General features: G+C 37.9%; 11 protein-coding genes. 9 read left to right on the top strand and 2 right to left on the bottom strand.

Translation table 11 applies throughout. The features are described 5' to 3' along the window. The first annotated feature begins 1,009 nt into the window (after nt 1-1,009). The 5 genes from HCG69_RS06100 to HCG69_RS06080 all read left to right on the top strand — a co-directional run bounded on the left by HCG69_RS06100 (nt 1,010) and on the right by HCG69_RS06080 (nt 7,681). A complete protein-coding gene (locus tag HCG69_RS06100; protein WP_221649310.1) occupies nt 1,010-2,260 on the top strand; it encodes an Mfa1 family fimbria major subunit in 1,251 nt (416 codons plus the stop codon). 139 nt (nt 2,261-2,399) lie between these two features. Then, nucleotides 2,400-3,488 (top strand): FimB/Mfa2 family fimbrial subunit, encoded by a 1,089-nt coding sequence (locus HCG69_RS06095; RefSeq protein WP_195660855.1) that lies wholly within the window; start codon nt 2,400-2,402, stop codon nt 3,486-3,488. Between the two features lie 13 nt (nt 3,489-3,501). Continuing rightward, complete coding sequence (locus HCG69_RS06090; RefSeq protein ID WP_221649309.1) at nt 3,502-4,563, top strand: FimB/Mfa2 family fimbrial subunit; 1,062 nt, start codon at nt 3,502-3,504, stop codon at nt 4,561-4,563. Nucleotides 4,564-4,581: 18 nt separating this feature from the next. After that, nucleotides 4,582-7,395: a fimbrial protein gene (locus HCG69_RS06085; protein ID WP_221649308.1), complete on the top strand. Its 2,814-nt coding sequence runs from the start codon at nt 4,582-4,584 to the stop codon at nt 7,393-7,395. A 16-nt stretch (nt 7,396-7,411) separates the two neighbouring features. Next, nucleotides 7,412-7,681 (top strand): hypothetical protein, encoded by a 270-nt coding sequence (locus tag HCG69_RS06080; RefSeq protein ID WP_221649307.1) that lies wholly within the window; start codon nt 7,412-7,414, stop codon nt 7,679-7,681. 120 nt (nt 7,682-7,801) lie between these two features. On the opposite strand, the gene HCG69_RS06075 is transcribed toward HCG69_RS06080, so the two are convergent. Beyond that, nucleotides 7,802-9,730 carry a sensor histidine kinase KdpD gene (locus HCG69_RS06075; RefSeq protein ID WP_221649306.1) on the bottom strand — a complete coding sequence of 643 codons (1,929 nt, stop codon included), beginning with the start codon at nt 9,728-9,730 and terminating at the stop codon, nt 7,802-7,804. Between the two features lie 10 nt (nt 9,731-9,740). After that, nucleotides 9,741-11,579 (bottom strand): sensor histidine kinase KdpD, encoded by a 1,839-nt coding sequence (locus tag HCG69_RS06070; protein ID WP_221649305.1) that lies wholly within the window; start codon nt 11,577-11,579, stop codon nt 9,741-9,743. A gap of 150 nt (nt 11,580-11,729) precedes the next feature. Here HCG69_RS06070 and HCG69_RS06065 point away from each other — a divergent pair, with 150 nt between their 5' ends. The 4 genes from HCG69_RS06065 (at nt 11,730) to HCG69_RS06050 (ending at nt 16,093) form a co-directional block, all read left to right on the top strand. Next, nucleotides 11,730-12,227 carry a hypothetical protein gene (locus HCG69_RS06065; RefSeq protein WP_221649304.1) on the top strand — a complete coding sequence of 166 codons (498 nt, stop codon included), beginning with the start codon at nt 11,730-11,732 and terminating at the stop codon, nt 12,225-12,227. An 88-nt stretch (nt 12,228-12,315) separates the two neighbouring features. Next, nucleotides 12,316-13,938, top strand: a complete 1,623-nt coding sequence (locus HCG69_RS06060) for a flotillin family protein (protein ID WP_221649303.1) — start codon at nt 12,316-12,318, stop codon at nt 13,936-13,938. A 158-nt stretch (nt 13,939-14,096) separates the two neighbouring features. Next, the gene (locus HCG69_RS06055; protein WP_221649302.1) at nt 14,097-14,765 is read left to right on the top strand and encodes a DUF5715 family protein; all 669 of its coding nucleotides are present in this window, start codon (nt 14,097-14,099) and stop codon (nt 14,763-14,765) included. A 278-nt stretch (nt 14,766-15,043) separates the two neighbouring features. After that, on the top strand, nt 15,044-16,093 hold the full coding sequence (locus tag HCG69_RS06050; protein WP_221649301.1) for a PhoH family protein: 1,050 nt from the start codon (nt 15,044-15,046) through the stop codon (nt 16,091-16,093). The last annotated feature ends 17 nt before the right edge of the window (nt 16,094-16,110 follow it).

The following is a 16,110-nucleotide window of genomic DNA, read 5'->3' as shown; positions in this document are numbered from 1 at the left end:
AGTAATACTGAGTTTCACAGAGTACTATTTATTATCTGATTTCTGATGACAACACCACTTTGTAAAACATTATAACTTTTTACATCTTTGCTCTACGAGCTTCGTCCCGTTTCTCGTAGAAGATCACCCCGATCGTCGTAGAGAAACAGCCGATTTCTCGTAGAGAAAAAACGAGTCTACATATAACACTGATAATCAACAATTTGAAAAACAACTTATTTGTAATATTTTTTCACATTTCACATATCAGCTTTTTCCTTCTTAAATTGTTTCTCTATTTCAAAACAGCAAAAAAAACATTCATGAAATTGATCCAACATAGATCCGCTATCAGATATCCAACAAAGATATAATCTAATCCCGCGATATATAAAATCTTCCCCCCACATACCATGTTAAATTCATCATCAAGTTCTCATTGAATCCAAACAAAAAAAACAGATATAATTCAGCAAAAAAGAATCTGTTTTAAATGAAAAACATGAGTGAGAAATGCGTGAAAACACCCCTGTGTCATGAGAATTAAGTCGTATTTCATTCATTTTTGACTGAAATACATACCATAAGAACCCTACTTTACATTTTGCAGAAAACATCGCACATTTTTGAAAAAAATACCAATGAGCGGACTCATGACTTCCCTCTATCTTTGCAATGTCGAAAGACAAAAAGGATATGCCTCTCCTTAAAATATAAAAGCACGAAACTTCTCTTCCTTATATAGAAGCTTCTGCAAAACAAAAAAGAGCATAGTTAAAGAACAAAACAATAGTAAACAATAAAACAAACAAAAAAACATTTCAAAGAAAAAAGAAACTTTTATTCGGAAGCTCTCTCCTTATTAGATAAGACACTTCCAAATCTACAGAACTCCACACATGAACAGAACCCACATTATTATATTAAGTAATAATGTCACTCTCTCTCAAAAAAGTAAGGACCGCACTCCTCGAAAGTGCACAATCAAAAACAAGAATCAAAAAAGTATTAATATTTAATTTTATAGATTATGAAACTAAGAAGTTTATTTTTAGCAGGATTGGCAGTAATGGCTATGGCATCTTGCAGCAATGAAGATGATGCAATCGTTAATGGTGGCGAGAACGCAACAAAAGATGCAATATTCAATTTCGGTATTGCATTTCCTACAAGCTCTAACACAAGAGGAACTACTGTAAAACCTGATGAAGACAGTGAAGGAACTGCCCTTGAATCTAATGTCAACGATATTACATTAGTATTGACTTACGCAAATGGAGCACCTACATTTACCAAAACTTACGATGTAAGTGATTTTACAAAAGTAGGCAATAAATACACACTAACGAACCATGAATTAGTTGCTCCCGGTATGGTAAATGTAAAGGTATATGTTAATAGCAACGGAGTACCTGCTGACGTACTTGAATCTAAGAGTGCATTCGACTTAGGAGACTATGCTTCTACTGCCAACAAAGGAAACTTCTTCATGTCTGGCGAACAAAAAAGCCTCGATATAATAGCCAAGAGTGACAATAATGAAGCAAGTGTATCTGTAGATCGTGTTGCAGCTAAACTAACAGAAGCTACTACACAAGAAGACTACACCTTTACTGCTACAGCATCCAGCATAACAAACGCTCAAACATTGTTAGTAAAACTAACAGATTACACTTTTGCTAATTTAAATAAAAAATCTAATGCCTTAGCATTAACAACCACATACTTCGACGCCAACGATTTCTGGAATAAGTTTACTACTGACGGAGAGGAAGATTTATGGAGCATATTCGGACAAGACACTAAGGCAATGAACGGTATTGACAAAGATACATACTGCTTCGAAAACAACAACTCTAACGTTACTACTAAGATTTATTATAAAGCCATCGTTTCTGTAGATGGAGTAACAACTAAAGATGTCAACTTCTACGTTTATAAAAATGTGCTATATAAAAATTATGCTGAATTAAATAAAGTATTCAACGGTAGCTTAGAACCATCATTTGGCTTAACAGATGGTAGTACAAACTCTGATTTTATGACTAAGGTTGGTGTAACCAAATATACTAAAGGCGTTTGCTACTACGCAGCCGATATCAAAACAGCTGCTATCGAGGCCAATATTCTTCGGAATAACTCCTACCTGCTGACTGTTAAGTCTATCAAAGATTTAGGCCTTCCTGAAATTGACACACCAACTCCTGGAGATCCTACATTATTAAGCTTAGATGTTACAGTTAAAAATTGGACAGTTAATCTAAACGACATCGAACTCTAATTGCATCACACATAAACAAACTCCAAGCGGGGGAACAGAGGGTCCCTCCTCCCCCCGCTTCTCTTTTTCTCTCAGGGTTTGACACCCAACAAAGATCCCAAACAAGACAATAAGCTCATAGCAAAAAAATAAAGAAAGCATGAAACGAATACTCACTACCATACAAAAAGAAGCAAACAAAATACTGCTACTAACAGTATTGGCTGGTGCAATGGCATCCTGTGATTCTATCCTGGACTTCGAAGAAGGCGATTGCAGCATCGAATACCGCGTAAAGTTTGTGTATGACAGAAACATGGCTTTTGAAGATGCTTTCGCAAAAGAAGTAAAAACCGTAACACTATATGCCTTCGACGATGAAGGAAAATTCGTCTATCAGAAAACAGAAGAAGGTGAAGACAGATTAGGAACCGGAGAATACACGATGTCTGTAGACATCGAGCCGGGCGACTATCACCTCGTAACCTGGGCCGGACTGGATGACCAGTCTTTCGCCGTCCCTTTGATGACTGCCAACTCCAGAATTGAAGACCTCACCGCATTGACTTTACGTAACAAAGAATCTCAAACTCGTGCTGACGGCGAAGAAGGAAAATACATCGTAAAAGATCCGCTCTCACCCCTCTGGCACGGAGAAGTTACCAAGCAATCATTCACTCGCAGCGGCAGACAGAATATCGTTACCGTTCCTTTGACAAAAAACACCAATACCATACGTGTTGTGATTGCACAAGTCAATCAAAATCCTGATAAACCTATCACCCGTGCCAATGCTATCAGCAAAGAGCGGTTTTCATATACCCTCTATGATGACAATGGCTGGATGAACTACGATAATACACTGCTGAAAGACAACCTGCTTACCTATCTCCCCTATGTCACAGAAGATACAAGCATTAGCACACGTGCTTTCAGTGCAGATGGTACTACAGAAAGTGAATATCCTGCAGCTGTAGCCGAAATTAGTGTAGGACGTCTGCTCAAAACCCAAAAGCCGGAACTGAGAATTGTAGACCAGCAAACAAACAAGAATTTACTTGCCAATGGTTCACTGATCGGATATCTGAGCCTACTGCAACCAAGCCAACTCAATATGCCTCTCGAAGAATATCTGGATCGCGAAGATAATTTCGGAATGATTTTCTTCGTCGACGAGAACATGACACTGATCAGTACCAAAATTCAGATCAATGACTGGATCGTGAACATAAACGACTTCGAACTCTAAAAAGAACAAAGCAATGAGATATTCAAAACTAACATATTGTCTGTTGGCATTCCTCTGCCTGGCTACTACATCCTGTATACAGAATGAGCTGATAGAAGAATACCCTATAGAACAAGAGAATCCGGTTCAGGTTCATCTCACGTTGAATATGCCACAGGCTACTTCAACTGACATTCAAGCCGGTACAGCAGGCGAACAGTATATAAATGATGTACATGTATATGTTTTCAGTCAAAATGGTTCTTTTATAGAAAAAGCCAGCAAAGTATATATTAGCGGAACGGATGGAGATGCTACCCGTACCATCATTGGAGTACTGGAAAGTGATTACCAAGATCAGACTAACATAGAAATAATAGTACTTACTAATTTGACAGCAAGAAATATAACGGTTCCGACTTCGGTAGTAAACAAAAATACCTTATACGACCAATTAAGATATACATATACCCCTGGTCAGGATTGGATATTTCCGACACAGAGCAATAAAAAGTATATCCCGATGTGGGGTACTTGTTCCCTCGCTGCCATTCGGGAAAAGGATATCAATCAAGCAAGCTTATCACTCATACGAGCCATCGCAAAAGTAGACGTAACACTGAATGGTGGAACTGGGTTTGATCACTTTAAATTAAACACAGTCAAAGTATGTAGCTATAATACACAAGGATACTGTATCCCTGTTAATGACGAAACAATGGCTATTCCTTCCATACCTGAAAATGTTTTAACGAAGAAGAATATAACATTTACAGCAACCACCGGTGAGCAAAAAGCTGGCATACAAAATAAAATCTACATCCCCGAGTATAAGAATAAAGGTGTAAGCGACAACCAAGTTTCCTATCTTGAGATAACAGGTGAACTGACTACATCACTCTCGGAAACAATACAGAAAACCTACAGAATAGATTTTAAGGTAAACGGCAAAGGAGATACCTTTGATATACTTCGAAACAATTGGTATAAATTCAATATCACAAGTATAAGCCAGGATGTTGATGTAGAGACTCAATGTAGCTACGAAGTAGAAAGATGGGACTATATTAATGTAGATGTACCACCATTTAATTAATTAAAGGAGAATTTACGCATGAAAAAGCAAAACAATATATTTGTATACGCAAAACAGACATTCAGCCTTATACTGGCAATTCTTTTCTGTATAGCCTGTACAGACGAAACCTATCAGGACGAAAATCAAGTAGAAGAAGGGATACCGGTAGAAGTTGATTTCAATTTCCAGACATCCAATATTGACAAGGTCAATACACGTTTAAGTGATGCCGGCGAATTTCAGGTAAATGATTTATACCTGCTTATCTTTGATTCGAATGGAAATATTAAGAACCGTTACTATTATGATGGAGATGCATTGACACATACCAACGGTAACCAAAAAAATCCAACTAATGGTACAATAACCGGAATAAAAACCACCAGTGGAAAAAGTTATATTTATGGCATAGCCAATGTGGGCGACAATGAATTGGACAGAAAAGGCGAATTGAAAAGTAAATTGGATAGAGTTAATTCTGTTAGTGATTTAAAAGATTTAACGACAACTCTGAATAATGATGGTAACATAGCTCGTTCTTCTGCATCTTTACTGATGAGCGGTAAGTTCCAGGCAACAGGTGCAAGTACTTCAGATAAAGAAGAAGGTATTTGCAACATACCCACCACCAATAAGGCACTAAGTGGAACATTACTTTTACGTCGTTCCGATTCACACATTACGTTTAATATTAATTTGGGAGAAAAAATAGAAAGTTTTGAACTTAAAAGCTGGCAGGTATTCAATGTGCCTATAAGTTCATACCTAATAGATCAAAGCAAGCAATATGTAGCTTCAGAATATAAAGATAGTGAATTACAAGCAACTTATAATAATGAAGGTAAATTTTATGCTTTTAACTTCTACATGCAGGAGAACCTGAAAGAGGCTATTATGGAAGCAAGAGATCATACTACTCTCACTGCCTACAAAGACAGGGAAAAAGAATATAAGAATCCGGATGGTACTAACACCGGAGAATATAAGTTCGTAGAAAATAATGCCACGTATGTAGAGATTAAAGCGAGGATGAATATTGAAACAGAGTCTGAAGATGGAATAAGAACAGCCGATGTAAGATATATTATCCACTTAGGGGGAGGTGCTGATGAATTCACAAACTTCAAAAGCGAACGCAACAAGAAATACATCTACAACGTCACAATTAATGATGTAGAAAGCATCATCGTAGAAGTAGAAGATGGTGAAGATGATCCAAATGCCCGTCCCGGAGTTGAAGGTGATGTGGTAGATGCTACCACCAGCGTATATACGTTGGATGCACATTACAATTGTTTCAATATAGGATTCACTTATGAGGATGTTGTAGAAAACCTGTCCTTCATCATTCAGTCGCCTTTCGCAGCGGATGCTGTATACAGTGTAAAAGGAAAAATCGGAGCTTTGGATAATACTCCGCAAGAAAATGGCGATTATAAATGGATACAACTTCAGAGAACGACGGGAGAAAAAGTTTTGTCTCAATATAACTCTGAAGAGAAGAATCGTCCTTTTAACTTGTATCAATTGGTAGATGATATGAAAGATCGAGGTAAACCAAACGATGGAAAGACGTATTATTACACAATTTTCATTAACGAGTACTATTATACAGAAGCACCGGCAAAAGCTAACTGGCCTGATAAAAATCATTTATGGAGATATTTTGTGAATCAGGATGATCGTAAATTAATGTTGTTTTTGTCCCCTAAAAATAGCGCTGATAAAGAAAGTAGCTATTCTAAAGCTTCACATATGTTCAGGCAAAGATCTATCCAGACGTATTACAGTACCGAAGTACTAAATAACAATGGAAATGCTTTAGGAATGGAACATGTGAATGAAACGGGAGCACCCGATTGGGGGAATGGTAACAGCAGTGATCGTGGAAACGGATTTTTGAATACTAACAAATACTTCTTTACAACAACAAGTTCTAAAAACAGGACCTGGGAGTACTTTGTGAACTATTCCATATCTGATGACTACAAATATACCTATAAAATGAAAGATGTTGCTGCAATAGCCGAGTGTCTGTCAAGAAACAGAGATGAAAACGGAGATGGCAGAATTGATCTGGACGAATTGAAATGGTATTTGCCAGCAACAGATCAATTAGCATCCATGTTTCTGGGAGCCAAAAGTTTACCATCACCACTATTTGATGACAGATCTGTTAGTAGTGTGACGTATGATGATGGAAATAATCACTATATCACAAGTAATAAACAAAAGATATGGGCGGAAGAAGGATGTTCATTTGGAGGAATAAGCAGCTATGGTTCAAAAAACTACCCTAAATTATTAAGATGTGTCCGCAATTTAGGATTATCCAATGAAGATGCAAAAAGTAAAGTAGTATCTCCGGCCTATACATACAATTCCCAAAATAAGGTTTTCATTATGGACCAATTGACCAGTCAAAACAAAAGAACTGGTAAAACAACGGGGGAATTAGATTTCCATGATAATTTCGATGACATCAACAGACCTTATAAAGCTTTCCAAATGGCAAGTACTTTTATTGGAGGGCGAAATACTGATTGGTACACATTATTTGATATAGGAGTAAATCATTTAAGTAAATGCAAAGATCTCACAGAAGGTGGCCATAAATGGAGAGCTCCCAATCAACGTGAGTTTATGATTATGTTTCTTCAGAATGCAAGTAATGTAATAAATAACAATAATAGAGGATTTACGCGTACCCATTGGAAATATGACGAAAGCAGACATTTTGGACTTAATGGACTTCTTTTATTCTTAGATAATGATGGAAATTATGATAGAACCATACGTTGCGTACGTGATGTGGATGTAAATGCAAACGGAAGTGTTATCAACGATTAATCAAAAATACAATATTATGGAAATGCTTGATATTCTAACACGTGAATCGGAAAACACACAGCAAGTGTATGTGTACGAAGAAAATGGTCACTGGTACGCCTATGAGCGTTCGGCCCAACTCGTCAAGAGGATACTTAAAGGACTTGTAAAGATCAGGCAATTCATCAATAGCACATATGATATTATTCTCGACCGGGTAGAAGTTGATCTAACGACACTTATCGAAAAATGTCCTGTTACTCTATGTTCTGACTCGGAAATAGTGATTGAATGTCCTGAAATATAAGATTATAAAAGAGAGATAACATCCCTTTTTAACAAGAATATATTGTTTGTTTTGTTTGTGTTCCTCACTCCACTTACCAATACCGTCTGAGAAGATAGTGGTAAGTGGGTGGGGATTTTTTTATTTCTGCAACAGAGGGATAATCAAACAAACAGAATTATTTTCCAGACTCACTTCATAACATCCACCAAAATGTTCTGCCAATAGCCGGTTCACCTCATTGGCAATGCTTATTTCCTGTAGCTGCTGCCCGGAGGAAAGTATAGAACCTGTGACACATGTCCGCATATAACTTCCATCTTTTATAGTTTCAATAATCAAAGAAAGTTTACCGGGAGATGTCAGAACTGCATTATTGAAAATCTCCTGCAGACGCACAACATCTATATAAACCGGAAAGGCAACACCCTGAGGAAGTGAAACAGTCAAACGTTCCCGGATACTATCAGGCAGAGTGTCGAGCCAGCTACGGATAATCATTAAAAGATCAACATTTTCTTCTCTGTATTTCATCATCCCGGCCTCAAGTCTCGAGAGATCAAGGATATTGTTAATCAGCTCCATCAATTTAGTAGAAGTCTTATCTATAAATTCGGAAACTCTCTTCCTTTCCTCCATGTCTATTACATTATCAGTAGCCAATGCCATAGAGCCATCCACCACTTCGTTCAACGGACGGCTGATAGCCGTGCTGATAGTGGATAGAAAAAGTTCTTTGGCAACATTGGCTTGCTCTGTTTCTTCTGCCATCCGCCGCATCTCCCTTTCTGATTTATGGAGATGCTTTCTGATGCAATAAGTATGAATAATGAAAATAATGAGGATGATAAAAACAACACCTGTCAAAATAAGGAATACCAGTTGAGTAGTATGCTCGATTTTCTCTTTTTCAAGTAAGAGTAAATCAGCATTATAATCTTTCTTTAATTGCTCTGTCTGTTTATTGAGTGTAGCTATATTGATAGAATCACGGATCATAAAAGCCTGTTTATAAATAACCAAAGCCTCATCTATACGATTTAGCTGGTTAAGCATCAATGCTTTTCTGAAATTCATAGTACTATACATACTTGGAGAAGATTTCTTAAAAATCTCCCGCAATGGTTCTAACTCTGCCAGAGCCTTTTCCAATTGTCCGGATGCCTGAAAATAATCATAGCGAGCCTGAGAATAGTAGTAATCAAAGGTTCCATAACCAACCATATTATATTTCTCGGCCAAATGCAAATATTTTTCCGCCTGTGATAAGTCTACTTTTGTGTAATAAGATAAATAGGAGATATAAGTCATCATCAACCAACCTCTCAGCCTCGCTTCAGCACCTGGTTCTTTACGAATAATCTGATTCAGATAATTATCTTGTATTTTAATCCATTTAATCCAATTAGGAAAATCATTCAACTCTTCATATGTAGCAATAAGAGATCTGTTTATTTCAATAACATATCCTTCATTAATTTTCAAAGTTGCTTTATATGCTTTCTTTAAGACATCAGCGGCTTCTTCAATTCTATATGTTATACGATAAATATTGGCCATGCATTGATAAGCAAGGGTGATGCCAACAGGATTATTCAGTTTTTTTGCCTCCTGCAACATCTTGTTTGCTTCTTTTTCTTCCAACTCATACTCTGATGTAACCATTAACATATCAACTACACAACGCTTCCCTTCAAACAGTTCTGTATACAGTTTTGCTTTTCGGGCAATCGGCTCCATCATCTTCATCCAACGATTGACCCCTTCCGGATTATAATTATTGTAATCCATAAACATAAATGCAAGATAAGCCCTACAAATATACCGGTCATTTTTCATAGCTTTTGCTTCCTCCAAAAGCCTGTGGATATAATACAATTCAACCAAAGGACTGCTGACTGTCCGTGTTAATTTATTCAGAATTTCAAGACGGGTGGTATCATTAGCCTGAGTTTTACTCAACTGGTGAAGTAATATCATTTTCTCTTTTTCGGAACCGCTTTCAGCATATGACTTTATACAAAAGCCAGCAAACAGCAAGACTAAAAAAATAGTAATCATTGTTTTCATATTAGAATACTTATTGGCGTTCATTATTGAGAGGATGAGTAAAAACAAAGCGGGTACCATCGGTATACGAAGAATCAATCCAGATTTTTCCTCCTATATTTTCAATAATCAACTGACAAATAGAAAGTCCCAACCCAGCACCCTGTACACCTTCGTGCAATTTTTCGAAACGTTCAAATATATGTGGTTGTTTTTCCAATGGAATACCACACCCTGTATCTTCAATAGTAAATATGGCTTCCCGACGTTCTTCATCTTTATCAAGCTTCAACACGATCCGACCTTCCTGCGTAAATTTAGTAGCATTAATAAGAAGGTTAATAAGTACTTGTTGTAAACGTCCGGAATCTGTATAAACATCCAAACTATCCAAAGAAGTCTCGAAACTAATGGCAGCTGAAGTACGCTTCACTTTTTCCACTGTATCAATCACATTTGCACACAGAACCAATACGTCGCAATGTTCAAACGTAAAACGAATATTATCTTCCTTTAATGCTGATAAGTCCGCCACATCATGGAATAACTTCAATAACAATTCGGAATTTTGTTTAATCAGATCACCACATTGTTGGCGGGTTTCATTATCTAATATACTCTCAGAAGCAAGCAAATTAGCAAACCCTACAATAGCGTTCAGAGGGGTACGCAGTTCGTGACTCATATTCGAAAGAAAAAGATTCTTGGATTGAATAGAATATGCTGTCTCCTGCCGGGTTTTCTCTAACTTCTCCCGTGACAGTTCCAGTCGTTTGTTCTTTTTAAGGGATATGTAAACAAGTAAAACAGCAACTATTAAAATAACAAATGAAAATAAAAGAATCCAGGTCAGCATCTTATTATGCATGGCTGCATTTTCTAATTCCATCTGGTCAACCCAATAGGCAACATGCAAAGAATCTATTTGCTGTGAATAATATACCATATTCAATGAATCAGACAAATTGAATGCTCTATCATACATATTACAGGCCTCTTTTCTTGCTCCTAATTTCTCCAACAGAACAGCCTTGTCAATAAGTACATATTTATATTCATTCATATTCCCGTTTTTCAACACCACTGTTACAATAGAATCACAGTATGTGAGAGCCTCTGCATACTCTCCTGATAATTCATAAAAACGAGAAGCAATATTATAATACCACCGATCAAAAGCTACGTCGGCCAACCTCAACTCTTCTACTTGCTTCAAGCTCAAACGGGATTGTTCCAGATTTTTTATGCCAAGATTATAAAAAGCCTGATAACATTTAAGATAAAATATATAATCACCCTTATTTTGCAAATCAACTTTGTCGAGCAATTTGCCGGCCTCAATCAGATAATGCTGTAACTCCTCCATTTTTTCCAAAAGAGTACAGACATGCATCTGCTGTATTAATAAACGGATTTTTAAATCATCATCATTCAAATCCTGCAACTTTTCTTCAGCCTCCAAGAAAGCTGTATAAGCCTGTTTACTTTCATTGGAATGCATAAAAGTAATGCCCATAGCTTGTATGGCTAATGCTTTTCCCAAATCGGAATTTAAATCACGGGCCAACTTATACATCTGCTGAGCCTTACTCACAGCCAAACCAACTGTTCCTCTTAAACAATTGGCATTGACTTCTATCAATTGAACACGGAACATATTGTCGTAATCTCCGGCATCACGAGTTCGTTTTTCTACTTTTGTACAAAGTTCAATAATACATTCATCCGGAACAGAACTACTATAATTCAGATTTTTACTGGCAAGAGCATAAAGGTGATACAATTCTGCATCATTGGAAACGGGAGTTGCATTCAACAAACAAGTGATAATACTCCCTAATAAGAACGCTAATAAAGATTCCTTCTTCATAAAATAGTACGTGCCTTTATTTTGTTTGCGGTACAATGGAACAAAGATAAATAAAAAAAAATATCATTTTCATTTTTGATTACTATAATTCAGATCAATTTATTTATCTTTGAGGCAACGATACATAATACATTAAATATATTGAACGCCATGAGTAGTAATATTTTTCTAATCATCGCACTTGTCACGACAGGTATTTTCGCCATTCAGTTTATCTTATCCATCTTTTTCGGTGATTTTGATGCTGACGCAGATATTGACACAGACATAGGCAGTGTAGTCTCTTTTAAAGGATTGACCCATTTTGGTATCGGATTCGGATGGTATATGTATCTGCAAAAAAGTACGGATGCTACGGCATATATTATTGGTATACTCGTCGGATTGCTATTCGTATTTGCTGTGTGGTATCTCTATAAAAAAGCCTATCAGTTACAGCAAGACAATCACTCAGAAAAAACGGAACAGCTTGTAGGGCGGGAATGTACTATCTACTTCAGCCGGGGTGAAGGAAAGTATACAGTACAGGTGAACCGTGATGGTGCTATGAGAGAGGTAGATGTTATATCTGAATCAACAAAAAACTACCAAACAGGAGATAAAGTTGTCATTGCTTCTTATAAAGAAGGAACACTTTATATTAGTTGACAATGGACAGTTGACAGTGGACAATGGACAGTGGACAGTGAAAATCTCAATAACTCAGAAACTCAAATAACTTAAAAACTCAAATAACATGACTCAGGAAATGATGATTATGGCTGCTATTCTGGTGGCAGTTATCCTACTTACGTTTATCGGAATCCTTTCCCGCTACCGTAAATGTAAAAGTGACGAAGTACTCGTAGTTTACGGAAAAACGGGTAAAGACAAAAGATCGGCAAAACTCTATCATGGTGGTGCTGCCTTCGTATGGCCTATCTTGCAAGGATATGAATTCCTGTCAATGAAGCCAATGCAGATAGACTGCAAACTAACAGGAGCACTATCAGCACAAAATATCCGTGTAGATGTACCAACCACTATTACTGTAGCTATCAGTACTGATCACGAAGTAATGCAGAATGCAGCAGAGCGTATGCTGGGCCTTACAATGGATGATAAACAGAACTTGATTACAGATGTGGTATACGGACAGATGCGTCTGGTTATTGCCGACATGACAATTGAAGAACTGAACTCTGACCGTGACAAATTCTTGTCAAAAGTAAAAGATAACATTGATACTGAACTGCGTAAATTCGGTTTATATCTGATGAATATCAATATCAGTGATATTCGTGATGCAGCCAACTACATTGTCAATCTGGGTAAAGAAGCTGAAAGTAAGGCATTGAACGAAGCACAAGCAAACATCGAAGAGCAGGAAAAACTGGGTGCTATCAAAATTGCAACTCAGATAAAAGAACGCGAAACAAAAGTTGCCGAAACCCGTAAAGACCAGGACATCGCCATTGCCGAAACAAAGAAACTACAGGAAATTTCAGTTGCTAATGCAGACAAAGACCGTATCTCACAAGTAGCAATAGCCAATGCCGAAAAAGAGGCACAGGTGGCAAAAGCGGAAGCAGATAAGAACATACGTATCGAACAGGCAAATACGGAAAAGGAAAGTCGCGTGGCAGAATTAAATTCTGACATGGAAATTAAACAGGCAGAAGCTGCCAAAAAAGCAGCTATCGGGCGAAATGAAGCACAAAAAGAAGTTGCCAAATCAGACGCAGAACTGGCTGTAACACAAGCTAATGCTGATAGAGAAGCCGGAGAAGCTGCTGCAAGATCAGAAGCTGCCGTGCAAACAGCCCGTGAGACTGCACAGAAAGAAGTGGAAGAAGCCAAAGCTAAAAAGGTGGAATCATCATTGAAAGCTGAAAAAATAGTACCGGCAGAAGTAGCCCGACAAGAAGCTATCCTGCAAGCAGAAGCTGTGGCAGAAAAAATAACCCGCGAAGCAGAGGCTCGCGCTAAAGCTACATTAGCACAAGCAGAAGCAGAAGCAAAAGCCATTCAGATGAAGCTGGAGGCAGAAGCGGAAGGTAAAAAACGTTCGTTGCTGGCAGAAGCAGAAGGTTTCGAAGCCATGGTGCGTGCAGCAGAATCTAACCCGGCTATCGCCATCCAATATAAGATGGTAGACCAGTGGAAAGAAATTGCCGGTGAACAGGTAAAAGCATTTGAACATATGAATCTAGGAAATATCACAGTATTCGACGGAGGAAACGGTAGTACAGGCAATTTCCTTAGTTCGCTGGTGAAAACGGTAGCACCAAGTCTGGGAGTTCTCGATAAACTACCGATTGGAGAAACTATGAAGGGAATTATAAACCCGGATAGCAAAGAAGAAGAAAAGAAAAAGTAATGTGCCAATATAATTAATGTGCCAATGTGCCAATTGGCTGCGCAATGTATGTACAGCTTAATTGGCTATTGGCATATTAGCACATTGGCATATTGGCACATTGGCATATTGGCATATTGACATATTGGCACATTATTAAATTAGAAATAGAATTTATCATGCGTTTTCATCATTATCCAGTCTATTTATTCTTATTTATAACTCTCATAAGTCTTGCCGGATGCAAGGAAAAAGACAAATCGCTCAAACTAAACGAGCCACGAAATATAAAAGGGGTCATCAGTTATAAACGTTCATTTGGCGATCTGAACGATATTCACCTTAAAGCAGCACAAAGTTTAGGAATTCGCCCGTTAACTTCACGAGAAGAAGCTGAACGAATGAAGGAAAAGCTGGTACATATCAAAAGCAATGACTGCTATACCGTTGATTCACTTACACATTCCATTCCTTTCCTGGTACCACGCGCCAGTGACTTACTTAACACGATAGGAAGCAATTTTCTTGATTCACTCACTGCAAAAGGATTAAACCCAAATCAAATAGTCATTACTTCTGTTCTCCGCACAGAAGATGATGTAAAACGTTTGAGACGCAGAAATATCAACGCATCAAAAAACTCGGCCCATTTCTATGGAACAACATTCGATGTGAGCTGGAAACGCTTCAAAAAAATCGAAGACGAAGACGGACGACCTTTACAAGATGTCAATGCAGACACATTGAAACTTGTATTGTCGGAAGTTTTGCGCGACCTGAGAAAAGAAGATAAATGCTATATAAAATATGAGCTGAAGCAAGGTTGCTTCCATATCACAACAAGATAATGAGCAAGGCTCACCACAGAGTACACAGAGTTCTATTTATCTGATGAAATGCAGATTAATGCGAATTGACGCAGATTAAAAAAGGTGTTATTCTATCTCTAAAGTCTCTACCTTTGCGAAAATTTGCGTTCATCTGTGTTTTAATCAAATATCGCCTGCCGAACCTCCCCGTGTGGGAAGCACTCGTAACCATACGTTGTAAATTTATTCTGCCAGAACATCTAAAGTATCCAAACCTTTTCACTAAATTTGCGGATATTTTTCTTTAATACAGCTCAATGATAGAAAAACTGATTGTTCTTGAGGATATTGATCCGGTTATTTTTTACGGTGTAAACAACGCCAACATACAGTTAATTAAAGCTTTATATCCAAAGCTACGCATTGTTGCCCGCGGCAATGTTATTAAAGTTCTGGGCGACGAGGAAGAAATGTGTGCCTTCGAAGAAAATATCATCAAACTTGAGAAATATTGTGCCGAATATAACTCATTGAAAGAAGAAGTTATTATCGACATTATCAAAGGAAACGCTCCGCAGGCTGAACAGACGGGAAATGTGATTGTATTCAGTGTAACCGGAAAACCTATTATCCCCCGCAGTGAAAACCAACTGAAATTAGTACAGGGGTTTGCTAAAAACGACATGGTGTTTGCCATCGGTCCCGCTGGGTCGGGAAAAACTTACACAGCGATAGCGCTCGCCGTTCGTGCACTTAAAAATAAAGAAATCAAAAAAATAATCCTCAGCCGCCCTGCCGTAGAAGCCGGTGAAAAATTAGGTTTTCTTCCAGGTGATATGAAGGAGAAGATAGATCCGTATTTGCAACCTCTTTATGATGCCTTGCAAGATATGATTCCTGCCGCAAAGCTAAAAGAATATATGGAACTTAATATCATCCAGATCGCTCCGCTCGCCTTCATGCGCGGACGTACACTGAATGATGCCGTCGTGATTCTGGACGAAGCGCAAAATACGACTACTCAACAGATAAAAATGTTTCTTACCCGTATGGGCATGAACACCAAGATGATTGTGACCGGAGATATGACACAGATCGACCTCCCCACTTCACAAACATCGGGTTTAGTACAGGCACTCCGTATATTGAAAGGGGTTAAAGGGATCAGTTTTGTCGAACTAAACAAAAAAGATATCGTACGCCATAAATTAGTAGAGCGTATTGTAGATGCCTATGAAAGGTTTGACAAAGAAAAAAAGGCGGCAAGAGAAGAACTAAGAGCCACAAGCGAGAATGCAGAGGTAACCGGTAACAAGCCCAAAGCTAAAAAAAATAAGCCCGAGCCCGATACCAAAATCCTCTCGTAAATTAGTCTGACTCCAGT

This window comes from Bacteroides sp. K03 (assembly GCF_019734355.1).
Classification (GTDB): Bacteria; Bacteroidota; Bacteroidia; order Bacteroidales; family Bacteroidaceae; genus Bacteroides; species Bacteroides nordii.
The sequence above is the reverse complement of the archived record's forward strand: the minus strand, read 5'-3'. Positions and strand labels throughout refer to the sequence as shown.